At 38.3% G+C, this 25,935-nt stretch carries 25 protein-coding genes, 2 tRNA genes and 1 rRNA gene; 4 read left to right on the top strand and 24 right to left on the bottom strand.

Annotation, left to right across the window (positions count from 1 at the left end; all coding sequences use genetic code 11):
• Positions 1-69 precede the first annotated feature (69 nt).
• Together EDD61_RS12770 and EDD61_RS12775 are read right to left on the bottom strand one after the other, a co-directional pair.
• Positions 70-1,607: ribosomal RNA gene (locus tag EDD61_RS12770) — 16S ribosomal RNA — on the bottom strand.
• 346 nt (positions 1,608-1,953) lie between these two features.
• Positions 1,954-2,496 carry a DUF402 domain-containing protein gene (locus tag EDD61_RS12775; RefSeq protein ID WP_008979732.1) on the bottom strand — a complete coding sequence of 181 codons (543 nt, stop codon included), beginning with the start codon at positions 2,494-2,496 and terminating at the stop codon, positions 1,954-1,956.
• Positions 2,497-2,600: 104 nt separating this feature from the next.
• Here EDD61_RS12775 and EDD61_RS12780 point away from each other — a divergent pair, with 104 nt between their 5' ends.
• From EDD61_RS12780 to EDD61_RS12790, 3 genes are all read left to right on the top strand, one after another.
• The gene (locus EDD61_RS12780) at positions 2,601-2,816 is read left to right on the top strand and encodes a hypothetical protein (RefSeq protein WP_008979731.1); all 216 of its coding nucleotides are present in this window, start codon (positions 2,601-2,603) and stop codon (positions 2,814-2,816) included.
• A complete protein-coding gene (locus EDD61_RS12785; protein ID WP_008979730.1) occupies positions 2,813-3,097 on the top strand; it encodes a spore coat protein in 285 nt (94 codons plus the stop codon). Before EDD61_RS12780 ends, EDD61_RS12785 begins: the two co-directional genes overlap by 4 nt.
• A 245-nt stretch (positions 3,098-3,342) precedes the next feature.
• Positions 3,343-3,792 carry a GAF domain-containing protein gene (locus EDD61_RS12790; RefSeq protein ID WP_438861552.1) on the top strand — a complete coding sequence of 150 codons (450 nt, stop codon included), beginning with the start codon at positions 3,343-3,345 and terminating at the stop codon, positions 3,790-3,792.
• Here EDD61_RS12790 and EDD61_RS12795 read toward each other — a convergent pair.
• The 20 genes from EDD61_RS12795 to amrA all read right to left on the bottom strand — a co-directional run bounded on the left by EDD61_RS12795 (position 3,759) and on the right by amrA (position 21,947).
• Positions 3,759-4,598 carry an AAC(3) family N-acetyltransferase gene (locus tag EDD61_RS12795; protein WP_008689875.1) on the bottom strand — a complete coding sequence of 280 codons (840 nt, stop codon included), beginning with the start codon at positions 4,596-4,598 and terminating at the stop codon, positions 3,759-3,761. The two genes, EDD61_RS12790 and EDD61_RS12795, sit on opposite strands and share 34 nt — an antisense overlap.
• On the bottom strand, positions 4,568-4,999 hold the full coding sequence (locus EDD61_RS12800) for a hypothetical protein (RefSeq protein ID WP_008689877.1): 432 nt from the start codon (positions 4,997-4,999) through the stop codon (positions 4,568-4,570). Before EDD61_RS12800 ends, EDD61_RS12795 begins: the two co-directional genes overlap by 31 nt.
• Positions 5,000-5,336: 337 nt before the next feature.
• Positions 5,337-5,410, bottom strand: a tRNA-Gly gene (locus EDD61_RS12805).
• A 5-nt stretch (positions 5,411-5,415) separates the two neighbouring features.
• A tRNA-Asp gene (locus EDD61_RS12810) sits at positions 5,416-5,491 on the bottom strand.
• Positions 5,492-5,701: 210 nt separating this feature from the next.
• A complete protein-coding gene (locus tag EDD61_RS12815; RefSeq protein WP_008689879.1) occupies positions 5,702-6,034 on the bottom strand; it encodes a type II toxin-antitoxin system PemK/MazF family toxin in 333 nt (110 codons plus the stop codon).
• Positions 6,034-7,020, bottom strand: coding sequence for a LolA family protein (locus tag EDD61_RS12820; protein WP_008689881.1), 987 nt, complete (start codon positions 7,018-7,020; stop codon positions 6,034-6,036). The genes EDD61_RS12815 and EDD61_RS12820 overlap by 1 nt, the downstream gene beginning before the upstream one ends.
• 452 nt (positions 7,021-7,472) lie before the next feature.
• Positions 7,473-7,931, bottom strand: coding sequence for a GNAT family N-acetyltransferase (locus EDD61_RS12825; protein ID WP_132225705.1), 459 nt, complete (start codon positions 7,929-7,931; stop codon positions 7,473-7,475).
• 816 nt (positions 7,932-8,747) lie between these two features.
• Positions 8,748-8,948, bottom strand: coding sequence for a hypothetical protein (locus EDD61_RS12830; RefSeq protein ID WP_008979725.1), 201 nt, complete (start codon positions 8,946-8,948; stop codon positions 8,748-8,750).
• 87 nt (positions 8,949-9,035) lie between these two features.
• Complete coding sequence (locus EDD61_RS12835) at positions 9,036-9,758, bottom strand: aspartate kinase (protein WP_008689887.1); 723 nt, start codon at positions 9,756-9,758, stop codon at positions 9,036-9,038.
• 269 nt (positions 9,759-10,027) lie between these two features.
• The gene (locus tag EDD61_RS12840; protein ID WP_008689888.1) at positions 10,028-10,693 is read right to left on the bottom strand and encodes an N-acetylmannosamine-6-phosphate 2-epimerase; all 666 of its coding nucleotides are present in this window, start codon (positions 10,691-10,693) and stop codon (positions 10,028-10,030) included.
• A 294-nt stretch (positions 10,694-10,987) separates the two neighbouring features.
• Entirely contained in the window at positions 10,988-11,185 is a 198-nt protein-coding gene (locus EDD61_RS12845; protein WP_132225707.1) for a hypothetical protein, read from the bottom strand.
• 283 nt (positions 11,186-11,468) lie between these two features.
• Complete coding sequence (locus EDD61_RS12850; RefSeq protein WP_132225709.1) at positions 11,469-12,056, bottom strand: NUDIX hydrolase; 588 nt, start codon at positions 12,054-12,056, stop codon at positions 11,469-11,471.
• Positions 12,053-13,135: an A/G-specific adenine glycosylase gene (mutY, locus tag EDD61_RS12855; RefSeq protein WP_008979721.1), complete on the bottom strand. Its 1,083-nt coding sequence runs from the start codon at positions 13,133-13,135 to the stop codon at positions 12,053-12,055. Before mutY ends, EDD61_RS12850 begins: the two co-directional genes overlap by 4 nt.
• A 287-nt stretch (positions 13,136-13,422) precedes the next feature.
• Positions 13,423-14,901 carry a murein hydrolase activator EnvC family protein gene (locus EDD61_RS12860; protein ID WP_132225711.1) on the bottom strand — a complete coding sequence of 493 codons (1,479 nt, stop codon included), beginning with the start codon at positions 14,899-14,901 and terminating at the stop codon, positions 13,423-13,425.
• Between the two features lie 215 nt (positions 14,902-15,116).
• The gene (gene ftsX, locus EDD61_RS12865) at positions 15,117-16,025 is read right to left on the bottom strand and encodes a permease-like cell division protein FtsX (RefSeq protein ID WP_040013751.1); all 909 of its coding nucleotides are present in this window, start codon (positions 16,023-16,025) and stop codon (positions 15,117-15,119) included.
• A gap of 435 nt (positions 16,026-16,460) precedes the next feature.
• The gene (locus EDD61_RS12870) at positions 16,461-17,675 is read right to left on the bottom strand and encodes a helix-turn-helix domain-containing protein (RefSeq protein ID WP_008689895.1); all 1,215 of its coding nucleotides are present in this window, start codon (positions 17,673-17,675) and stop codon (positions 16,461-16,463) included.
• A 326-nt stretch (positions 17,676-18,001) separates the two neighbouring features.
• Positions 18,002-18,781 carry an ABC transporter permease gene (locus EDD61_RS12875; protein ID WP_008689896.1) on the bottom strand — a complete coding sequence of 260 codons (780 nt, stop codon included), beginning with the start codon at positions 18,779-18,781 and terminating at the stop codon, positions 18,002-18,004.
• Positions 18,774-19,409, bottom strand: a complete 636-nt coding sequence (locus tag EDD61_RS12880) for an ABC transporter ATP-binding protein (protein WP_165877213.1) — start codon at positions 19,407-19,409, stop codon at positions 18,774-18,776. Before EDD61_RS12880 ends, EDD61_RS12875 begins: the two co-directional genes overlap by 8 nt.
• Positions 19,410-19,825: 416 nt before the next feature.
• A complete protein-coding gene (gene amrS / locus EDD61_RS12885) occupies positions 19,826-20,647 on the bottom strand; it encodes an AmmeMemoRadiSam system radical SAM enzyme (RefSeq protein WP_132225713.1) in 822 nt (273 codons plus the stop codon).
• Positions 20,628-21,947 carry an AmmeMemoRadiSam system protein A gene (amrA, locus tag EDD61_RS12890; protein WP_132225715.1) on the bottom strand — a complete coding sequence of 440 codons (1,320 nt, stop codon included), beginning with the start codon at positions 21,945-21,947 and terminating at the stop codon, positions 20,628-20,630. Before amrA ends, amrS begins: the two co-directional genes overlap by 20 nt.
• 488 nt (positions 21,948-22,435) lie before the next feature.
• Between amrA and EDD61_RS12895 the strand changes: the two genes are divergently transcribed.
• Positions 22,436-23,188 carry an EFR1 family ferrodoxin gene (locus EDD61_RS12895; RefSeq protein ID WP_132225717.1) on the top strand — a complete coding sequence of 251 codons (753 nt, stop codon included), beginning with the start codon at positions 22,436-22,438 and terminating at the stop codon, positions 23,186-23,188.
• A gap of 102 nt (positions 23,189-23,290) precedes the next feature.
• Here the strand turns inward: EDD61_RS12895 and mreB are convergent, their stop codons facing one another.
• Both mreB and EDD61_RS12905 read right to left on the bottom strand, forming a co-directional pair.
• Complete coding sequence (mreB, locus tag EDD61_RS12900; RefSeq protein WP_008689901.1) at positions 23,291-24,262, bottom strand: rod shape-determining protein; 972 nt, start codon at positions 24,260-24,262, stop codon at positions 23,291-23,293.
• 203 nt (positions 24,263-24,465) lie between these two features.
• Complete coding sequence (locus EDD61_RS12905) at positions 24,466-25,770, bottom strand: EAL domain-containing protein (RefSeq protein WP_132225719.1); 1,305 nt, start codon at positions 25,768-25,770, stop codon at positions 24,466-24,468.
• Positions 25,771-25,935 lie beyond the last annotated feature (165 nt).

Genomic DNA, 25,935 nt, shown 5'->3' on the forward strand with positions numbered 1-25,935 from the left:
TCTTGGAAGATTCTTTCGGTCTTCCAAAACCGAACAGGAAATATCTGCTTCTTTGTACTTTCTCCTTAGAAAGGAGGTGATCCATCCCCACGTTCCCGTAGGGATACCTTGTTACGACTTAACCCCAGTCATCGGTCCTACCTTCGACGGCTCACTCCTTGCGGTTATGCCACCGGCTTCGGGTATTACCAACTCCCATGGTTTGACGGGCGGTGTGTACAAGGCCCGAGAACGTATTCACCGCAGCATGCTGATCTGCGATTACTAGCGATTCCGACTTCATGAAGTCGAGTTGCAGACTTCAATCCGAACTGAGACGCCCTTTATGAGATTCGCTCCACCTCGCGGTGTCGCTGCTCTTTGTAGGCGCCATTGTAGTACGTGTGTAGCCCAGGCCATAAGGGGCATGATGATTTGACGTCATCCCCACCTTCCTCCGGTTTGTCACCGGCAGTCTCTCCTGAGTCCCCAACCTAATGCTGGTAACAGAAGACAAGGGTTGCGCTCGTTGCGGGACTTAACCCAACATCTCACGACACGAGCTGACGACAACCATGCACCACCTGTGTGATATATAGCTATCTTTCTATCTCTAGAACATTTATATCCATGTCAAGGCCTGGTAAGGTTCTTCGCGTTGCTTCGAATTAAACCACATACTCCACCGCTTGTGCGGGCCCCCGTCAATTCCTTTGAGTTTCACACTTGCGTGCATACTCCCCAGGCGGAGAACTTATTGCGTTAACTGCAGCACTGAATCTCTCCAACACTTAGTTCTCATCGTTTACGGCGTGGACTACTAGGGTATCTAATCCTATTTGCTCCCCACGCTTTCGTGCATCAGTGTCAGTTACAGACCAGGCGACCGCCTTCGCCACTGGTGTTCCTCCATATATCTACGCATTTTACCGCTACACATGGAATTCCATCGCCCTCTTCTGCACTCTAGCTCGACAGTTTCCAAAGCATACAACAGTTGAGCTGTTGCCTTTTACTTCAGACTTATCGTGCCACCTACGCACCCTTTACGCCCAATGATTCCGGATAACGCTTGCCACCTACGTATTACCGCGGCTGCTGGCACGTAGTTAGCCGTGGCTTTCTGGTAAGCTACCGTCACCCACATAGCATTTCCTCTATGTGGCATTCTTCACTTACAACAGTGCTTTACGATCCGAAGACCTTCTTCACACACGCGGCATTGCTCGTTCAGGGTTCCCCCCATTGACGAAAATTCCCTACTGCTGCCTCCCGTAGGAGTTTGGGCCGTGTCTCAGTCCCAATGTGGCCGTTCACCCTCTCAGGTCGGCTACGCATCATCGCCTTGGTGGGCCGTTACCTCACCAACCAGCTAATGCGCCGCAGGTCCATCCATGTTCACACCCGAAGGTGCTTTAATATGAGGAAGATGCCTCCCTCATACCTATCCGGTTTTAGCTACCGTTTCCAGCAGTTATCCCGGGCACATGGGCAGGTTACCTACGTGTTACTCACCCGTTCGCCACTAAGTCTCTTTGGAAGCAAGCTTCCTAGAAACTTCGTTCGACTTGCATGTATTAGGCATGCCGCCAGCGTTCATCCTGAGCCAGGATCAAACTCTCCATTTGATTTAGCTCAAAACGTTTACTAACGTTTTTCTTATTTGTTTATCCGAGAATTACTTCTCTTTTTCATTGAAATTGACGTTTCCTGTTCAGTTTTCAAAGACCGATTTGCACTTTGCTTTCGCTTAGCGCTCGTATATAATACAACACTTTATTTTCGATGTCAACGATAATTTTTAGTTTTTTCATTTTTTTATATTGCTGTTTTTATTTTACCTAATTCTTTCAAGTTTTTAATGCAAGATCAAGCATCCACCACCTGCATCACATACGTCATCTATATAATATCAGTTACGTTATTGCTGCGTTACAACAAGTCACCTATACTTACCAGTTCACAGTTTTGAAATCACTGCTTCTTCTCCAACTCCATACATGCCAAATATCGCTCATACAATGCATTAATTTCATGATGTTCAAAAGGCGAATTCCGCAATCGAATATCCACCATCAAACGATCCAGTCCTTTATGAATTGCACGATCCAACGCTTTGCTGTATGCCATTTCCCTTGCATGTTGTTCATATTCATCCTCATCTAACAACATCGTTTTTCCTGTTGGCGATACCTTCACATCCAAATCATAATCAATATTCTTAATTGCCTCACCATCATAAATACTAGGCGATGCTAGATTGCAATAATAATGAATGCCGGTTTTACGAATCATGCAAATGACATTATACCATTTATCTGGATAGAAAAAGCAGATTGCCGGTTCTCTGGTCACCCACTTACGACCGTCTGATTCACTTACCAAAGTACGATTCGTGACAGCAACGATACGTTTTTCATTTGCCTCAAGCACGTATCCCATTGCCCATGTCCGATGCAGACTGCCATCATGTTTATAACTTTGAATATATACATATTGATTTTCTTGTAATTCCATGTCTGCCTCCTAACGTTTTTTTATTATAGCAAAATATCATAAAAAATCATAGAATACATTTTCAATCTCTTCCCATACTAGAAATGAAAGGAGAAGCATGAGCAATGTTTCATGCGTGTGATGCTATGTTAACACCTAAAGATGTCTTATATTTAGAAGACCTGCTGGATCAGACCTTTGTCTTAAACAAAAGAATTACCAATGATGTCACAATGATTCAAAATGAAGAAGTGAAAACCTGCTTTGAGGAGGTCAATACGAATCTTGCTAAACATTATCATACAATGGTAGAACTTTTGCAAAAGGAGGTAAAAGAATGAGTGGATCAACTAATAATTACAGCGATAAAGAGATTGCGACCAACCTGTTAATAACCTTAAAACATATGAAGAGTGAATACAACACTTTTTCACAGGAAGCAAGTAATGAAGAACTTTTTAAAGAAGTAGATACGCTATATCAAGATCTTTCTGCTCAACAGCGCAAGGTTTATGAAATGATGAAAGAACAAGGCTGGTATAAGATGACCTCTGATTCTGAGAAGAACATCTCAAAAGCCTATACAAAATTTAGTAAAATGGAAGATGAGCTCTGTGAATAGAGCTTATCTTTTTTCTATGCCCCTTTTTCTGGGGGCCTCTATAGATAAGAAGTATGAATAAAGATACAAACATATACTTTTTTATGATGAAGATAAAATCCAATGATACAGCCATTTATTAAACAGTATTACGCACTTATCCTGAGTTATCTTTTTAGCTATCCATCATCTTGCACAGAACATGCTTTTTTCATTTCCGCTTTATGAAAAATGTGATACGATACTGTCATGGAGGTAGTATAATGATGAACAATGAATATGAAACCTTATTAACGAGTCTGCGTGGCTTATTAATGGATGAACATGATGAAATTGCCAATATGGCAAATGCAGCTGCTTTATTATATCAATACTTACCCGATATTAGCTGGGCTGGATTTTATTTATATAAACATGATGAATTGGTACTTGGCCCTTTTCAGGGGAAAGTCGCCTGCATGCATATCCCAATGGGAAAAGGAGTATGTGGAACAGCAGCTGTAAAACGCAAGATTCTGCGTGTAGATGATGTTCATCAATTTAGCGGCCATATCGCCTGTGACAGTGCAAGTAATTCTGAAATAGTAATCCCCTTAGTAAAAGAAAACACCCTACTGGGTGTTTTGGATATTGACTCTTATTCACCTTCTCGCTTCACGCAGGAAGATGAAGACATGCTTAATCAATTTTCTAACATACTTATTTCATCATTATGAATATGAAAATAGGAGCTTGCTAAGGTGACAGCTTCTCTACTAGAGAAGAAACGACACTTTGCCGTACCTATGTAAGTCGTTCTTACGACACTCTTATCTTCCATGATTTCACCGATTTCTCCCATGTCCTGTTTCGTGAAATCAAGTTCTAGCATATCTTTCCACTGTACACGTGAATTATTTTCAATCGGAGCACTGATAAGTTTAATAGGAAGCTGTTCTCCATGATAGCGGGCTAATTGAAACATGACACAGTCATTGTAATCACAGCCCAAAAGTACGACATAACCATTAAATTCAGATACTTTACCTAATGGTGAATCCTGATTTAAACCAAAGTGCAAAGGATGCTTATCACATAATATTTTGGCATATTTTCCCCAAGCCGCAAAGCTATATAATGGATGATATGAACGAACTACGCCTTCATTGCGTAAAAACTGATAAATGAGCGCATCTGCTTTTTCGGGTGCGCTTAATTTTTTATCAAAGGGCAAGGCATGCTGACGCACATCCTCCCAATACATACGGGCAATGTGTTTCTTTTGGCAGGCTGGATCAGCCATCTGTGGTGTAAAAGTCGGCATAACGATAGTCCCTTCATAGCCAACTGTTTCCATCAATGCCTCAATCAGCATCTGTTCACCACCTATGAGATAACCTAATTTTTTCATATCCGCCTGGACCAAAATCACCATACCACGTTGTATACCCAAAGATTCTAATTGCGCACAAATATCTTCTTTGGTAGATACAACCGTTTCCGGTTCTTCATCTAATGTAATATATGTAAATTTTTCAGCCATGCTATCAGATCCTTCTTTTCTAAATATCCTTCTTTCCTGTTTTCGGCCTGCAACGTCCCCTGATAAAAATAATAGGTTGTTGGTAACTGACGCAAAACACCGGTCGTAACTTTTAATTCATCTAACATCTTCTTTACATCTGCATCCTTTTCCTTTAGGTTTATATGCAGATAATACACTTCAAACGGCTGTTGTTTTTCTATTTCCTCTATGACCTTTTGATATTCATCACAGGAGTAACAGTCATCGCTTATCACATATAATAGAAATGAATTCTGTCTTTCGTCACTTAATTTCTCAAGAACCTCCGCTGCACTCACTTCGATAGGCCCTTTTTTTGATGATGGTGAGCAAGCAGCTAACAGACATACAATCAGCATGACGAATATTACTTTTTTCATATTCCTGCCCCCTTTTGATGATGCTGTTTTTATTTTAGCACAGAATTCGCCAGTTCTACGCATTTAATCTAAAAAAATGATATTTCGCAATAAATCTTATCCTAGAACGATGATTACAGCTATTTGCTTATGACGGGGGTTCGTGCTGACATAGCAGCGCCATATAATTCATACTTTCTTAATCAACCACATAAAAAAACACGTTGATTACAGCATGCCTCCCAACAAAAATAGACCAAACACGCCCTAAAACCCATCTGGACCGCAAAAATTCCCCTCATCTTTCATAAATAAGCATAAAAAAACTCTCATTTTCATGAGAGTACGTAGTTATTAATGGAGCAGATGAGGGGAATTGAACCCCCGTATCAGCCTTGGCAAGGCTGTGTTCTACCATTGAACTACATCTGCAAAAATGGCGGTCCAGATGGGACTCGAACCCACGATCTCCTCCGTGACAGGGAGGCATGTTAACCACTACACCACTGGACCTTGTATATTTAACTGACAGCTTTGTTACCGCCAGTGCCCGTATATAATACCATCTGATTTTTTTTCTGTCAACAGCTTTTTTAAATTTTTTTTAATTTTTTTAATGTTTTATATATCATGTGAAAATTCCCCTCTTCATCATCATTGTCATACCTTCCATCTTCATCAACAGTGCCGTTTTCATATCATAAGGGAGTGCCTTCACACTCCCTATAATGCCAGACTCACACGTATTGCTTTATTTATTTTTTCAATTGTTTTATCATCTAATGTACAAATCCACTGCCCCAATCGTTTCTTATCTATCGTCCGCAGCTGTTCACATAAGATCATGGACACATAGCTCAATGAATCATCACTGAAAATCACATGTGTAGGAATTGGCGGTTTTGACATCTTTTTTGAAATCGGCGCAATGATGATTGTTTTAGAATAACGATTTCCCTTATCGTTCTGCACGACCACTACCGGCCGTACCCCACCTTGTTCACTGCCAATGACAGGTGACAGATCTGCATAATATACATCTCCCCGTTTGATCATTATTTCATCACAGCCACCTGCATGCTGTTGATAACCTCCATCATTTCTTCCGGACCCAACTCATCGGAGAATACGGAGAACTCTACACCATCATATACCACACTCATATGATTTCCATCATAAAATCCCACAACATCCATTGCATCAATCATCTCTCCCGGCATGATGACCGTTTGTGTATCTTTAGGCACCTCTTTTTTGGTTTCGACAACGGTAAAATTTTTATCACCATGATACTCTAAAACATGTTTCACTTCCCCATTAACCTTCATCTGATTGGCACTTTTCAGTTCCGATGAAAATACCTGTACCGGATATAGTGGTAAATCCTGTTCACTGATGACGCTGGCACTCGCCTTCTTTTCTATAACGGCAGGTGCTTTGAAATAATCCTTTTTGATCTTGGCATCATATTCACATTTCGTAAAGACAATTTTTAATTCAGAGGTATTATCTTTATTATAAATTTGAAGCCACTTAAGTTTGGCATTTTTATCAAACATGATATCCTCATGATCAAAGTTTTTATTATTGGGATAGCTAACCTTAGCACTTACCAGTGTTCCATCCTTCTGCTTTTTTATTGTGGCATTTTCTTGTTTGACGATGTCCGCTATTGATTGCAATAAGTATGGCTTTGGTGAATTCATCGGCCAATCACCTTCAAATTTAAACACTTGATTTAAGCTTGGGGTCACAACGAAGACGCCTGCGTCGTTGCGTAGTATGATTTGTTCCTGATTCAGTTCCTTATCTGTTAAAGAAACCTTAAAATAATCTTTTTCACCTTTCTCATAGCCAACTTCCAACGCATAGGCTTTCACATCCTCACCTTTTGTGATTTCCATATTTCCTTGTAAGATGTAAGAGTCCATATCCTTCATGGTCTGCGCAAATTCATCACTGAAGGATTTTGGTTTCATGGTAAAGATGAGTGCGACTGCTAGTATCGCAATACCGATACCAGCGATGATTTTTGTTTTCATGCTGCATCTGCTCCCTTCCTGCTCATCCTAATTTATGCGTCGCATAGGAATTTCATTCATATTTCCTTTGGCTTTTCATAGAGTAGAAACAGGTGATCAACATGAAAAAATACCAGAAACTAGTTCTGGCCCTTTCTATTTTTATTTGTCTTCAATACGCGTTTTCCGTTTTATTTCATCTGCATACCTTTACCGATATCCTCTCGTATAGTCCCTGGATAGAGAGTTTGTATGCCTTTCTTGCCGGCTTATGTGGCTTTCTTAATATCCTTTTGTTTCGCCGCGAAGATTGATCGTTATATTATCCTCATTTGCATGTGCGATAAATTTAGGTTTTTAAATACTGTTTTATGTTCATAATGTTATCACAAGAAGATCAATTTTTATTCATCTTTTTGTTTTCTCCATATGCTACAAGGTATATCAAAACCTGCTTTCACCATTGTTTTTATTTATGTGTTGAAATCAAACTCTTCATGCGATTGTTCGTCTTTTAACGTCTTTCGCATTTGTACATGTGGGACATGTTCATCCATATGGATTTCTCCATCTACCTGATAATTAAGTCTTTCATAAAAACCTTGCATACGACATTGCGCATCCAGCACAAAGGCTTTTGCTTTGTGTTTTTTGCCATACGCTTCACAGCTTTCGACAAGTACCTTGCCAAGTCCTTGTTTACGATATGGCTTGCGTAAGGCTATCCGCCCGATACGCATAACATCTTTTTCTATATCCGCATACATCCGTGCACAGCCTGCTAAGACTTTATCTAGATATAAAGTCACATGAATGGCATGATTGTCAATTTCATCAAATTCCATCTTGAACCCTTGTTCTTCTACAAATACTTCTTGACGAACGATTTTAGCGTCCGCGAAGTTATGCTCATATACTACTTGAATTTCCATGTGTTTTTCCTTTCTTTTTCACTGTTTAGCCTTTTTATTATCTCTTTGAATTTTATCTCCTTGATTTTAATATTCCATAATCAAATCAAAAAACAACCATACCACCATCACATATGTAATGCATTATATCGGAAAGACTTGCTAGGATTATTTGATAATCTAGAGAATATGATACCATAGAATGGTTCTATCTTAAACATAAAAGAAGAAAGAAACATATCGAAAACGATAACATATAAACTTTATAAAAAAACTATTGAACAAATTTCATTACCATCACTGATAATACTTATCATTCATTAAGCAATCAAAACCCACAAAGACTTTTTCAATTAGATAGAGGTCATGGCTGGCATACTTGTAGCCATTAAAATTATGCAAAAACAAATGGAAGTTAAGCTAAAACTAAGAATTTTCTATTTATTATCAACGATTGCTCAAGTGATTGATAGATTCTTCTTTTTACTTATGGTTTTATTAATATATATCGTTTTCCATTAAAGTTTTTGATATGAAAGAGGAAACACGATAATCCACAGGAAAGAGAATTTATTATAAATTCGATATACAATCGCATAGGAGGAAACAAGTTTTCGACTTCTTATCACCGTATGTAAGAAACTGCATACGACGGTGCATAGTATATAAAGTATGCTTTAATTGGAACTTACCTGCAGGATTAACTTAATGTTTATTAACTACCTTCGTAAATTCAGATATTGTGAAACAGATTTGTTTAATAAGCAAATCTGTTTTTTATTACTTTTGACATATCCAAACGCTTGTAGCACAAGAAAAAAAGGCAACATTTGCCTTTTATAAAATCATAAATCCCAGGTCGTTTATAACCTTTCTTGCGACGGCCACCATGTCACTGTTACCCATGACAACCACACATTGTTTTTCGATATTCACTTCATAATCCACCCGCGTTTCCGCAAGTGCTGCATCAATGCGTTTAGCACTTTCTTCACTATTCAGATTTTTTACCAGCAGGATATTTTTCAACTCGCTCACCTCTATATCGTATTATAGCATATTTCATAAAAAGATATGCTATATTTTGCGCCGTTCAGAAATATTTAAGAAATCGTGATAATTGAATTAGGCATCTATGACCGTACCCTGACTACCAGAGAAGGTTCCCTTAAGATAAATACGAATACCATGTTCTTTTGCATACTCTACACTGCGATCATGCAATACGCGTGACTTCATATTGAGCATTTCATCATAAGTCAATTTATCATATTTTATCGCATAGCTGTTTAGCTTGGGATCATTGTCGTAGACACCATCTACATCGGTATAAATATCCACTTCTTTCAGATCCAGCATATCGGCAAACAGCACAGCACTGTAATCACTGCCTCCACGTCCCAATGTTGTAATATGTCCTTGTGGAGTCATAGAGATAAAGCCACCTACGACTACTACATCATAGTTAGCAAGTGCTTGCTTAACCTTTGTGCCATCCAAACGTAAAACTTTAGCATAATCATAATGATCATCACTGAAAATTCCTGCTTCAAAAAAAGAAAGGGCATGCGCATGAATCCCCATATCTAATAATTCGCTGCACACCTTTAGCGTGGATAGCTGCTCTCCCATGGAAACAAGTCTTGCTTTTTCTTCTTTACTGAGATATTCGCTCCCAAGACTTAATAAAGTATCCGTTGCGTACGCATCCGGATAACGGCCCATGGCAGATACCACCAGCACGATTTTATGTGTCTTCTGATATTCTAAAATATGGCGGTATACATATTTGCGTGTGGCCTCACTGCGCAGGGATGTTCCACCAAATTTCATTACTTTCAGATTCATAACTACCCCTCGCATTCCTTATACCATATGTCACAGCATAAAGATTTGCATGGTCATGTGCCTACTTTAGAAAAGGATGATACAAATAGAAGTCCTGTCTTAAAACGAACAAGCTTTCTTATCACAGAAAAGATTTTTCGTATTCCATTGAAATAAAGTGTCCTAACCAATATCATAAAGTTTTTAAACCAACATAAAAAGGAAGCAGCATTTAGTACACGAAAGAGTCATGACTTTTCTACTTCCTTCCAGGTATCGTTTTCAGCTTTTTACTTTAAGACTTTTACAAAACGTTCTGTTATCTGTTTCGGACGCGTAATAGCACCGCCTACAACCGCACTGTGAACGCCAGCTTCATAAACGGCTGCAAGGTCTTCCGGTGTATTGATCTTGCCTTCAGCTAAAATTGGGGTGTGCAATTCAGCTACTAGTTTTTTCAATAAAGGAATATTTGGCCCATCCACTAAAACAGAATACGGAGTGTAGCCACATAACGTTGTGGATACGCAGTCAAAGCCAATTTTTTCAGCATTGACACATTCTTCAAAGGTTGAACAATCCGCCATAGCCAGTACTCCGTTTTCATGAATATAGGCAACTAGATCTTCCAGTTTTTCTCCATTTGGACGATCACGCAATGTCGCATCCAACGCGATCATCTCACACTTCGTTTCCAACAATTCATCAATTTCCTTTTTTGTCGGTGTAATGTAAATATCGCTGTCCGGATAATTACGTTTTACGATGCCAATAACAGGAAGATCAACTGTTTTCTTTATCTCCATGATATCTTCCTTACTTTGTGCACGAATACCGACAGCACCTCCCTGTTTTGCTGCCAGCGCCATCCTTCCCATAATGAAAGAAGAATGCAGTGGTTCATCAGGCAATGCCTGACAAGATACTACTAAACCGCCTTTAATTTTTTCCAGCATAATTAAAACCTGTCCTTTCTCTTATTACAGTTTCATTATACTTCAAAATTCTTTTTTCGTCTTCCTTTTTTCTACGAGATTTTTGAATTCTCATAAAAATTTTTTGCCGTCTTTTTAAACTATGTAAACAGGCAATTTCTAACTGTCTTTTCTTTCAATGTCCTATACTTTATCAAGACATGCAAACAGGCATGCGGTCTATTCTGATAAATTAAAAAACACTTTCTGAATAACGTTTGCTAAACTAGTTTCTATCCATAGCACACTTCTTTTAAGGCATTGCTTTTATGATACTCACATAAATGTTTTAAGACCAAGTAAAAGAAGTAGGAAAGCAACTACCGGAACCGGTATTGAACAAATGAGAAATAATACAAATTTTTTCTTTGCTTCCTCTGTATTTTCTTCGTTCATTTTTTTACTTTTCTGTAAAACCAGAAATGGAAAAGTAATAAAAATAAGACCTCCAATTAAACTTATTACTATATTCATTTGTAACCCTCCTAAATTTGTATGATTTACCATATGAAATAAAGCATATGTATCACACCTCATAACACGTGTTTTTGCCTTATAAAAATAGCATTTTTTCAGCATGTTTTTCTATAATGTCTCTTGTTATTTCTGGAACCCTCACTGAATCAGTATCCTCACTGAATCAACGGCAAGTGCCTTATCGCTTATTCTTTCTATTTTGTAAAGTCTTTGTAGCAATGCCGATAACTTCATTCATCCACCTTTTTTATCAAAACATGATTACATGTTGTATTTAATCCTACAAACTGACTTCTGTTTTCTGTTCTGCCATAACTTTCATCTTTTCTACCAATTTGTGATACACCGGTTTCATATCTTCTTCTCTTACCCAAGTATCAATTTCTTCTACAGGTATCCATCGAACACCACTATTTTCATCCGCTTTGATGTGTAAATTTTCGGTTTCATCTGCCACACAGGCATAAGTCACATTAAGATGTACATGCGAACTAACAAACTTTCCACGTTTTTTATGAGGCGGTACAGGTAGAATATCAATAGCCATAATATGTTCACTTAAAGGTGTAAGCTTAGTTAACCCCGTTTCTTCCATTCCTTCTTTTAAAGCGACATGCAAAGTATCTTCATCCCCATCACAATGGCCGCCGCACCATCCCCAGGAATCATAGATATTATGATAAATCATCAATACCTTGCTCATATCCTGATTCACGATCCAGGGAGAGCTTGTCATATGAGCCATTAAATTTTCTCGGTAAAATATATCATCAAACATCGTCAGATAAGTCATCAATAATTCTTTATCTGCTTCTTCCTGTTCGTTATAAGGATCAAATCCTTTCACTTCCTCTAATAATGTCTTCATTCTTGCGTCCTCCACCATGTATATAAAGCATCTTTATATGCCTTAAAAGCAGTTGGTATCGCATATTGCTGTTCCAACGCTTGCTGCGTACACCATAAGCCATCCAATTTTTCCTTTACCTCTAGTAAATATCCTTGCATATGCCATTCCACATGTGAGAATATATGTTTTGCCGAGCGCAGTTTGATGATTTTATGTATACGTTCATGACCGAGAAAAGCCATAACTTCTTCCTCTTCTCGCTCCCCATCTAACGTGATGAATTCATAAAGCCCTGCTAACAGTCCATCCTCAGCGCGTTGCTGCAGCAGCACTTCCTTTTGATGGACAACGACTAAAATCGTTTTCTTCTCAATCCGCCGTGCTTTCTTTTTCTCTTTTATGGGCAGGCGCTGTGCCTGATGGCTTTGATAACCGATACAGTCTTCTGCTAATGGGCAAATATTACAGCGAGGCATGGCGTTGGGCACACAAATCAATGCACCGATTTCCATCAATGCCTGTGTAAAGGCATCACATCGCTCTATAGGAATATACTCTTTTATAATATTTTGAAACTTTTTCTTTGTACGTTCTTTTAAGATATCATCTTCACTGACAAGAAGGCGGGAAAATACACGCAATACATTTCCATCAACCGCTGGATATGGAAGATGAAAAGCGATACTGGCAATCGCTCCGGCAGTATAATCTCCGATACCGGGCAGTTGTTTTAATAATTCATAGGAATTAGGCAATGAACCGGCATAGTGTTTCACACAGTATTGTGCGCATTTTTTCATATTCTTTACGCGATTGTAATATCCCAGCCCCTCCCAGAGCTTATGTAATTCATCATCATCGGCATTTGCTAGTGCATGCACATCAGGCAATGCATTTACAAAGCGTTCAAAATATGGTTTTACTGCCTCGACACGTGTCTGCTGCAGCATGATTTCACTTACCCACACTCGATAAGGCGTAGGTTCACTCCGCCATGGCAATATGCGTGCATTGGCATCATACCATTCCAATAATGCTTGTACCAAATGTTGTTTATCATGTTTTTCTTTCATGGTTGTATTATAACATTTCTTCATGAAATCACAAAGAAAAAGACCCCTTCTTGATAAAGCAGCATTCTTTTGCTGTCATCTGAATAAGGCGTCTTTTTCTTTTATAGTTATTGTATATAATCGTAGTTCATATAAAACAAAGATCTTGCAATTTTAAAACCAGTTCTTGCAGTAAATGAATAACCCGGTATTCACCTTGCATGTTTTTCTATCTTGTTTCCATGCCATTTAGTGCCTTGCACAAACGCATGATCTGCTCACTCTTTTACCATAAATACCTGTCCTTATGGTGTACAGATAATCACTTGATCTTATAGGAAATAATTTTCCGGACGTAAACGACATGGTGAACCATAGCTGGAACAAGCATGTGGATCAGCGTACCAACCAACGCCAAAGCTTAAATCCCCACTATTGTTAAACTTATTCAAAGCATCACTCAAACTCATATTTCCAACGCGAATCATTTCCACATGACAGTGTGGCCCGGTACTATTGCCACTGTTTCCTGTATAAGCAATCGTCTGCCCCTGGGCAACCGCAGTTCCGCTAGATACAGCAGTACCTGAGAGATGATAAAAGGAGAAAGCATAAACCACACCATCAACTCTGGTCAGCATGGTTAAGTTATTTCCTGCGGTAGCCGGCACTCCACAATAACTGCCAAAATTATCACCGGATGGAGATGGACAACCACCATATGTCCAAATAACGATACCACTGGCAGGGGCAACAACACGCAAGCCCTGTGCTTGATATGTTCCAAAATCCATTCCTCTATGTACACTGCCATCCGCATATGCCCATGTACCAGCTGAATAATGCCAATTCCCCTGAATTGGTGTGATAAATCCTGTACTTGGTTTTACGCCGTTTCCGTTCCCATTTCCATTATTGCCTTGATTATTATCTTGGGAGTCCCCGTTATGGTCGTTAGAACCATCATTTTTATCCTTATCCGGTTTATCGCTTGTTTCATCATCAAATTGTGCAGCCAAAGAAGTATCTACCTTTGGGATACTCATCTGCGCCATCTGCGTCTTGATTTTCTGATCCAGCAGTTGCTCTTCCTGTTTACGATATGCGCTCATTAATTTTTCATTAACTTCCTTTATGGCTTCCGCTTTTTCCTTCTGGTCCTTTAATCCTTGCTCCTGCACTTTCAGCAATTCCTTTTGCTGTTGGACTACTTCTTTATCTTCCTTCAATTTCGCTTTTTCTTTATTTAATGTTTTGATCTGATCAGATTCATAGGAATTCAGCTGTCCAAGAATCTCTGAACGACGCAGTAAATCAGCAAAGCTGTCTGCCCCCATCAAAAAGTCTATAAAGTTATTACTGCCAATATAAGGCTGCATCTCAATCAGGCGTTCACGCATCATCTTGTCACGTTCTTGAATATCTTCCGTTTTTTCTTTAATTTTCACATTCATCTTGGCAATGGATGCTTCCGTTTTAGCAATGGCGTTTTCCACACTGGCCATTTCCGCATTGATCTTGGCAACCTGTTTATGATTGCTTCGTAGCTTCTCTCCAATGGATTCCATGCTTCCTTTCACATTATTCAGCTGTTTTTTAATACCATCAATCTCTGAGGATAGATTTTTACTTTTCTGCTGCAAATATTCTTTATAAGCAATACATTCTTGCTGCGTTGCTTTATCGGTAATATATGCACATTTTTTATTCATTTCCGCTTCACGGCCTGCAAAACTTTCCGCCTCTAGGGGACAAGAAGCCATTACGACCATGAACAGACATGCAACAATCATTAAAATTTTTCTCTTCATATCAAATCCTCCTCTTTTTATCACGAAGTAAATGTTAAGGTCGATAAGCATTTAATTTATATCAGCATCGATAACATACGATCATTTATTACGTAAGCATATTTCTGTCAAATAAGCATGTAGGCAAATACGTGATGGAGTTATAAATAAACAAATCAAATAAAGATTTGCTATTTACTTTTATCATATTAACATGAAAATATCTTCACGTATGTTTAACGTTTCCAACGCAGATAACGGCTTGTAGAGAAGAAGCTTCCAAATAAGCCAACTCCCATGCCAATAAGCAAAAGAATACCTGCAACCTGTAAGCTCAACGGCTCACTTGGCTGTAAACGAAACATCTCACTCATCATTCTGCCATCAAGCATTAAATAGACATAATGATATCCTACTACAGTTACGATGGCTGGCACGATTGCTCCTGCCAAACCGATTAAAATACCCTCTAGCATCATAGGAAAGCGAATGCACCAGTTACTGGCACCGACAAATCGCATAATGGCAATTTCTGACTTTCTTGTATAAATAGACATTTTAATCTTATTCGCGATTAAAAACATTGCTACCAAAGTTAGAAAGATAATAAACAGAAAACTGCCGGTACGCATTGAAGAAAAAGTTTGTATCATGGCATCTGTCTCTTCACCGCCATAACTCGCCTTTACGATACCTTTCATATCATGAATCTGTGCATTGAGCTTCTTGACATTATTCGCATCTTTCACCTCAATAATAAAAGCATCTAGAATAGGATTGGTCTTTCCTTCATACATGCTGAACAGACTGTCATTGCTTTCATATTCTTTTTTATAAGCTGCTAATTCTTCATCACCACTGGATAGTTTCACACTTGTTACATGTGGAAGCTTTTCAATCTTTTTCTGTAACGTGGTTTTCTCCTGATCCGTCACGACATTATCAATCGTCGCACGAATTGTCAAAGCATCTTCAATATGATATGTGATATTGGACAAATTACTTGTCAGCAATAAAAAGACGGCAATCAGCAGCAACGTGATAGTCATCGAAAAAGCTGCGGACATGGCCAGTCCAAAATGTCTTGTTATATTTTTACATGCGGTTTTTATATGGAATTTAATATATCGGTATAGTTTTTTCATAGTTTCATCTCTTTGTAAAGTTAACTTGCACTTATATGATAACGTACCATAGAAAAATTGTAAAGAAAAAGCGCTGTGCATGAAATAATTGGATATAAAAAAGGTGAGACGTTGTTTGTACTTTAAGGGAAAGGAAGTTTTCACAAGTAGGATGCTACATTTTACAAATAGCATTGCATACAAGCGTAACAAAACAATTTTTAATGCTATCTAATTTCTTCATTCAGATAAAACATCCTATACTTCTAAAACCACCATATAAGTGTTTTATCCAATACAAAGCTAACATAAGAGTTCCCTAATGAATCCGTGAATCCCATCAACAACGATCTATCTAATCACTTCCCCATGTAAGTACATAAACTTTTCTTTGTTTCAATCAACGCAGCTCTTCTCCTTAAATAAAAAAAGGCGTCCTATAAGACGCCAAGTCGTTTAATAGCCCATCTGCATCAATTTACGAAGACAATAACTTTCCTTCTGATAGCAACCGGCATCATGATAAAGATTTGCTAAATCTTCTAATAAAAAGCGATATAACTCACAGGTATCCATTTGATTCTTTTCCAATTGCTGAATGAGTTCTACCAAATAAGGTAAAACACTTGTCCCCTGTGCCATATGATACACATAAGTCAATAGCTGCTGCAATAAAGCATTGGTGTCTTGTTTTAAACGTTGTTTTAGCCATAGATATGCTTTTTCCATCTCATTTTCTTTTACACTGGCATAGGATATTAAAAAATAAAGATATTGCGGCTGATGATGTATCGTTATAGCCTTCTCACCTAATTGTATGACACTGTGATAATCTCTTACCATAAAGCGATTCATCACTAATTCATAATATGTTCGCTCAATAACGGCCGTATTCTTATACTGCTTTGCAAGCTTTAACGTATCCATTAGACGCTGCAAGGCAACATCATATTCCTTCATACGATTATAGCAGGCAGCTAAAGCACATTGCGTAGCCAACAGACGATTGATATTCCATTTCTTTTCTAATAACTCATATGCTTTTTTATAATATTCAATCGCTAATACGATTTCTCTTCGATAGTAATACAAACGTCCATACATACTGTATAAGATTTCACGATGTTCTAATACCGATAAGCCATCCGCAAAGCATAAAGTATGCAAAGATTCTTCTAACTGTCCTGACAACATTTGATAATATCCTTTATATAAATAATAAATAAATTGATGACGTGGTTCTAGAACGTCAATAAAATAACTGCATTGTTTTAATAGGCTTTGATACTTTTCTACAGCACCTTCATGAATAGCCACATACATCAGATGAATCAATAGATATTGCGGATATAAGATGGAATGTTCAAAATGTAAGGCTTCGATCTTTTGCATAAGCATCTGTTGCTCATCCTTTCGCATATAAATCAATGCAATAAAGGATTCTTCCAACAATTCCCGATACTTTTCCTGATGTTGAAATAAAGCTATAAAATCAATGTTCAGATAGTCGCAAATGCGCTTGATTGTATTCGGATGTGCTTCACTTTTTCCTTGTTCAATACTATGCAGCTGCATGCGGGTAAGGTTACAAGACAGACAAAGTGCGCCTGCATCTTTATGCTGTTGTTCTCGCTTAAAACGCAGATACGCTCCTATATATTCCATTTGCATATGCTTATTCCAACATCATGAATGGATAACCTGATTGATATACGATATTTATTTTCATACTGCTCTCCTACTTCTATACGATTCGTAATGATCCACATCTCTTGCTCATGTAAAAGCATGTAAACAGGACCGTAATAACGATAATTTTTCTCTGCTTCTATTCAGGTGTCATCCCCCTTATCTTCTAACCAAGATAGCCCACATCTCGTATATTGCACGCGTGTATAACAGATATATCACAGATGATTCAAGTTTGCAAGGAAAAAGTGTGAGCTGTTTATCTACTGCCCACACTCCTGTATAATTGTTTGTTTTCAATAAACAGATTACTTTAAAGCCGCGCTGGAAGTAAAGAAGGTTTTGTAACCAAGCGTCACAAAGATGACAACCGTAATAGCCGTACAGCCAAGGATGGCCAACATGATACCAATCTGATATTTAATAGCCGTGAGTGGGAAAGTTCCTGATAACATTTGTCCTGTCATCATTCCCGGTAAAGATACGATTCCCATCGTCATCATGTTATTCATGGTTGGCAAGATAGCACTGTCAAAGGCGTCATTGACCTCATCAAACGTTGCCACCTTACACGTTGCCCCTAACATCAGACTGTTTTCAATACGCTCACGATGATCTCGCATATTGGCGCACAGACGGTTTGCCCCAAGGGCAATCCCTGTCATACTATTGCCAATGATCATACCACTGATCGGTATGAAGTATTGTGGATTAAACCAAGGTTCTACCTGTAACACCAATAGCATAAAGACCACTGCCGTCACCAAATAACCGATGATCATGGAAAGCGCAACTAAGCGTTTTAATTCTTTTGACATGGAGTATTTAACGCGCTTTAATGCATTATAAACGGCAAAGCCTAACATGATGGCAAGCATACTTAATGTCAGCCACCAGCTGGGATGTTTGAATACATACAATAAGACAAATCCCATCAAGGTCAATTGAATAGTCATTCGTGTGGTCGCAATCAAAATCATCTTTTCGCGACGAATGCCTCTTGCCTTGAAAATAACCAACAAAACAAGCACAAACACATAGGCGATGGCTAAATTCAAAATAGAAAGATCCATAACTGTATTATTCATATACATACCCCCTACAGCCACCTTGGGCAAGTTCCAATAAACCATGAGGATAACGCTGTGCAATCTCAGCACTATGTGTCACCATAACCAGTTGCTTGTCATGTTCCTTTACAAAGGTTACTAAATTATCTATAACAAAGCTTTCTGTTTCCTTATCCAATGCACTGCTAGGCTCATCTGCCAAATATACATCGGCATCCATTAAAAGAACACGTGCTAAACATAGACGTTGTTTTTCTCCGCCTGACAGCTTTTCACAAGTATCACTGAGTTCCTTATGTAAACCGACCTTATCTAAATAAGCACGCAAACGATTTTCATCAGCAAGCGGCTGTTCACTCAACCTTAAGCCGATTTGCAAATTATCTGCAATTGTACCCGGATATAAAATAGGCGTCTGTCCCAACATGATGATCTTACGACGTAGTTTGATAGGATGCATTTCCTTGATATCTACACCATTAAAATAAATGCTTCCTTCCTCTGCCTCATTCAGGCGGTTCAGCATTCTTAACAGTGTTGTTTTTCCACTTCCGCTGGGGCCAATCAGACATGTGATCTGACGATCAATCATCAGATGATCAATCTGTAAAATATGTTTAAATTTAAGCTTTTTGATTTCAAACATAATACCACTTCCTTTTCTTAAGGATAGCATAATTTTCCATATGCTTCCAATAGTATGCAAAATGTTTCGTACTTACTTTACAAACATATGGAGCAATTTAATCTAAAGATATTAGATGGATAATTTTTGCGCTATATTGAGAAAATAGGTATTGCGATTCATCACTTCATGATAGATTAAGAAAGTACGATAGCGAACAGGAAATGCTTCTAGAAACCTTACATTTTATTGGTATTTTTCATTCTTAAAATAAAGATTTAACATTTATATTGCTGTTACTATTACGAAAATTAACGTTTTTCTAATAGCTATGACCGCTTGCTTTATTATACTTCTACTCATGTAATAGAAAAGAAATGCTATTTTGCGAACAGCACTTCCCTTCCTTCTGCATGTATTTGACTGTGTACAAAAACCTACCAATTGCCTTTATAGACATAAGTCAGATATTGCTTAGCTTCTTGAAGTAAGTGTTCTAGCAGCTGGATATCCGTAGGAGCATCCAATTGATGATAGTGTGGAAAATAGCGTGTGATATGTAGTGGTATATTTGCATCAATTTGGGCCAGCCATTTACATTGTTTCAGCATATCTGCGATTGCATCATTACGCCGGGGAACGATAAGCGAAGTTATTTCCACATGCGTATGGGCTGCAGCACAGCGAATCGTTTCTTTCACCTGTTCCAAATTACCGGCTAATTCCTCATAGATGTTATCTTGAAATCCTTTCAGATCAATATTCATTGCGTCAACATAGGGCAATAGCGCTAATAATTTGGTTGTTTCAATCATGCCATTACTGACAATGACAACTGCTAGATCTTTAGCTTTTGCTGCAACTGCGCAATCGAAAACATATTCATAGGAAATCAAAGGTTCATTATATGTAAAGGCAATACCAATGTTTCCATCTTTTCGTTTCGCACAAGCCAATTCAACAAGGGTGGCTGGTGAAATGGGATGATATGGTATCGTCTCGCTCATACTGATTTCATGATTTTGACAGAATGGGCAGCGCATATTACAGCCATAGCTGCCTATGGATAAGATATTAGAGCCGGGATGAAACCTTCGCAACGGTTTCTTTTCGATGGGATCTAAAGCCAATGAGGTAATCTTTCCATAGTTTTCACAAATTATTTTACCGTGTTTGACGATACGAGCTCGACAGAATCCGCGTTGTCCTTCCTTCAGTACACAATGATGAAAACAAAGATCACAAACGACATTCTTCATGACGTATCACCTCAAAGCGCTCTAAGGTGTAAGAAGCGTTTTCATCAATTCCTGCCTTATGTAAAGCAATTGCTACCTGTTGTTGTATCGTATCCACACCTTCCAGATCAGGTAACAACACGCCTTGATGATAGGCATCACTTACAATGATGCCATAACGTTTCACATCCAATTGGGCAAAGGATGTAATCTGCTCTGGCTCACATAACACATCCACATGATACACAAGGTGTGCAAGTTCTTCTTTTTGTACAGGAGGAAACCGCGGATCACGACTACCGGCCGCAATCGCATTGGATATAATTTCCTGTGCGATATGTTCTTTTGTTGCTTGCAGCGTACCGATGCATCCACGTAGCTGTCCTTTTTCTTGTATGCTCACAAATACTGCCGCATGCTGTTGGCAAAGCGTTTTATCTTCTACCTCATCGTCTCTTAATATACGTCCTTCTTTGACATAGGTTTCCAGTGCCTTACGAGCCAGGGCTACATAGGGATCTTGCATTTTCATCCGAATAATTGCCGTTGCATAGCCTACCCCAAATGCTCCTTCATAAGATAAAAATTGACAATGCTCATATTGATGCTGAACTGCCCCCAACATCATCTGAAAAGCAGGTAGACCACATTGAGCACTTTTTTCACAAATATCGTTAGGTAAAGTGGTAATTTCGTTCAAAGCATCTGCTTTTAAAAGTTTTACAAAGGCCTCATCAAAGGCAGGCCCTTCTTTGGTATAGCCATAAGGTCCATCTTTCTTGAGCTTATGTGACAGATCGCCACTGGCTATGAGCACTACATCCTTCCCACAGGATGTTGCGGCTTTATATATGCATTCTCCAAATTGTATATGCGTATCTCTATCCAAACCGGATACAGCAATACGGACGATTTGAAAATCACGATATGCTTGTTCTATAAAGTAAAGTGGTACCATCGTACCATGATCTAATACAGGTTCCTGATTCCCCAGGGTACCAGCCGGCAAATGAGCCTTTTGGGCCAGGGAACAAAGGGCATTGATGAAATCCACATCATAATGTTCATGAAATTGCACCTGTTCACAGCCAAATGCACGCATATCACCATACGCTTGTTCTCCATCGGAAATATGAATATAATCCATATAGGCCGGTGCATGCGGTGAGCATATCACGATTGTTTGTGGACGAATACGGGCGATATCTTTTGCAATCGTTTCATAGCCTTGCCTTGTGAGACTGATTTTTTCTTCCTCTTTCTTTCCTATTTCGGGAAGCAGAATGGGTGGATGTGGCACGATATAAGCAGCTTTCAACATAAAAATCACCTTTCTTTTTAACAACTTATCGTTGTTTTTGATACACTCATTATACCACTATCTAAGAATTAACTTATAATAGTTTACTGTTTTAAGATTCGGATCCAGAGGATGATCAATATCTTTCCAATTGCCTATTTTTCATATTCTTTAGCATTCCCATTAGGTAATGTTCATCCTGATTACGTGATAGAAACATTCACATCCATTCTCGCTATTACGCTAAGGCTTTCATCTTGTGCTCATTACGCAAAACATACACCCCTCTTATGCGAAAGACATGCTTTACCAAAGTTGATTTTCATGCGTATGTTAGATACAATAGTCAAAGAATGTTACAAGAGAACGCATTCGTAAAAGACATCTAAATTTTATGAATGAATGTATTGAACAAGTTAAGAGATATTGCATTGGAAAGAACTTGCTAAGTTAATGAACTTAATTTTGGCCAGCATAAAGCCGAAAACAAACGCAAAGGAGAATGCCCTATGATTTTATATTTTTCAGGTACAGGAAATAGTGAATATGTAGCAAAACGAATAAGTAAAATGATTCAAGATGAGGTAATGAATCTTTTTGATAAATGTAAAGAAAAGGACAATGCAAAAGTAACCTCACAACGCCCATGGGTCATTGTTGTCCCAACATATGCATGGAGAATACCACGTATTGTCCATACGTGGATCAGGGAAACAAAGTTCACAGGAAATAAGAATATTTATTTTGTAATGACCTGTGGTGATAGTATCGGTAACGCAAGGAAATATCTTAAAAGATTGTGTGCTGAAAAGAACATGAATTACTATGGCTGCATCAAGATCATCATGCCGGAAAACTATATCGCATTATTTACTACCCCAACAAAAGATAAAGCTTTGCAAATCATTGATCAGGCGGAAAGTATCATCGATCATACGGCTCTTACTATTAAAAAAGGAATGCCGTTGCCACATACAACAATATCTTTCATGGATAGAATAAAGAGTGGAATTGTAAATTATCTGTTTTATCCTGTTTTGGTCCATGCAAAAAAATTTTATGCGAGTGATCATTGCATATCTTGTGGTCAATGTGTTAACGTATGCCCACTTAACAATATTCAATTGAAAAAGGGAAAACCGGTATGGGGAAAGCACTGTACGCATTGCATGGCATGTATCAATCGTTGTCCTAAAGAAGCGATTGAATATGGTAAACATAGCCTTGGATTACCGCGATATACTTGTGACAAAGATGTATGATGGTATCCATCCATATCCTATATAATGCTATACCCCCTATGCATAAAGCATAGGGGGTTCTTTCGGTATTCTTTATCGGTATTCTTTACTTACATTCATTTATTATAAATTCTGCAGCATGATGTTACAGCCATCCACAACACTGTGCAGCGCATTTTCAGCAACATATACCGGAATCATCAACTCATTGCGCATCAAGGTATCCAGATTTCTCAACAAGGCACCTCCACCTGTCAGCACCAATCCATGCTGAACAATATCAGATGCCAATTCTGGAGGAGTAACCTCAAGAATGGTCTTTGTGGCATGTACAATTTCTTGAAGGCTGCCACGAATATAGCTTTCTACTTCATTGCTATTGATTTCTATAGCATGAGGAAGTCCAGTTTCCACATCACGTCCACTCACGGAAATGGTTTCCGCATCTTTTACGACCATCGCATTTCCGATCTTCTGTTTGATTTCTTCTGCTGTTTGTTCACCGATATACATCTTACGTTTTGATCGAACATTTTCAATGATATCCTGAGTAATACGATTTCCGGCTGTTTTGATTGATGTTGAACATACAATATCACCCAAAGACAATACGGCGATATCACTTGTTCCTCCCCCAATATCTAGTACCATATTACCACTTGCTTTACCAATATCTAAACCAGCTCCCACAGCCGCAACCTTTGGTTCCTCTTCTAAATAAACTTTCTTTGCTCCTGCACGATATGCACAATCACGAATCGCATTCTTTTCAACGGATGTTATCTTAGTCGGATGACAAATCAAAATAATGTTCTTTTTAAACATTCCTTTTAATTCACATTTCTTAAGAAAATAATTTAACATCATATCCGTTGCTTCAAAATCAGCGACCACCCCATCCTTCAATGGGCGAATACAAAGCATATTCTTAGGTGTACGTCCCAACATCTCTCTGGCATCTAATCCTGCCGCAATACATTTCTTGCTAGAGGCATCTACCGTTATGACAGATGGTTCATCTACGATGACACCCTTATTGTCTAAACAAATCAACAGATTGGTTGTCCCCAAGTCGATTCCAATTTTTCTTACCATTCCTTTACCCTTCCTTCATTTTGTATATGCACAACCTTAATTTTCCAATATTAATATACTACATACCTTATGAAAAAGCAAAATAACCTTATAAAATTACCGGTTTTCTTTTTCTGTTTTATGATGAAGGTACAAATTTACCAAAAAAGGTGGATCCGCCATGTTTATAACATAGTCAAAACCACCTGCTGAACACAATCCTTTTATTTATCATCCATCGTATAGGGCAAGATCTTATCACTGTCTAAAAGCTTTTCAAATTCACCCAAAGGCATTGGACGATAATAATAAAAGCCTTGTATATAGTCACAGCCTTCTGCTTCTACAAACCGTGCATATTCTTTTGTTTCCACACCTTCAGCCAAGACCTTGATTCCCTTGATTTTCGCAATGTCGATGATATTATGGATGACCCGTTTTCGCTGTTCACTCAACATGCCCTGAAAAAACAAACGATCTAGCTTAATAATATCAATAGCAGCATTCATTAACAGATCAAAGGAAGAAAAACCATTACCGAAATCATCTAAGGTACAAGTGAATCCTTCACTGCGGAAAATATCAATTATATCTTGTACCTGATCTTTTTTCTCAAAATGAATATCTTCGGTAAATTCAAATTCAATCAGATCTTTCGGTAAAGAATATTGGCGAAACGTCCCTAGATAATCTTGTAGAAAATCACCATCAAAAACGGTTAAATTGGTCACATTAAAACTGATTGGCACTACTGCCTTATGTTTCTTTATGCGCTGCTGAAGGAAAGCACACATCTTATCAAAGTGCTGTAAATCAATCATATATAAATCGCCATTTTTGGTAAAGGTAGACATAAATTCATTTAAGGGAACCATCGTCCCATCCTCTAATATCCACCGCATCAACAGCTCACCGCCACAGATTTTGTGTGTCTGCAGTTCTACCTTAGGTTGAATATAAATCTGAAACTGGTTGAGAAAGCGCGCCTGGGTAAGCTTTGTCGATAAGCGATAGGTCTTTAAATATTCTTGCACGACATCTTGCTGCGCCAATTCATAGCTGAAAGTCCGTCTGTCGTGATGTAATTGTTTTCGGGCAATGCCAGCCAAAGTCTGTAATTTCGCAAAAGGTGGACATTCCTCATGCAATAAATATATGCCAAAAGAGGTATATAGATTTTTATGTAATCCTTCTATTCCATTTTCAAATACAGCATCTATGATATCCATCAGAAAAGAATCCAAGACATGCGTCTCATGATTATGTTCAACAAAGAAATCAAAGGTATCTGCATATCGTCTTGCGACATAGCCACGTCCTTTTAACTGTGTTTCTAAAAGCTGTTGCATACTGACTAATACATGATCACCAAAGGCACAACCATATTCGATGTTAATATAGCGAAATTGTTTGATATTCATTTCCACAAAAGCATATTCTTTTTCATCCTTCTGAATGATGGTTTCATAAATATGTTCTAACCATTCATTGGTATGCGAAACATGCCTCAGCTTATCTTTGTTTTCCATGACCATTACCCCTACTGTATGCTATCTATTATATACCATAATGTCACATGACAGTAATTTTTTTGATTCTTAATCGAGTAGGGTGAAATAAATCACCCTCTCACACCACCGTACGTACGGTTCCGTATACGGCGGTTCGTTTTAATTTCAAAGCGTGTCTCTCTA

This window comes from Longicatena caecimuris, assembly GCF_004341945.1.
GTDB classification, from domain to species: domain Bacteria; phylum Bacillota_I; class Bacilli_A; order Erysipelotrichales; family Erysipelotrichaceae; genus Longicatena; species Longicatena caecimuris.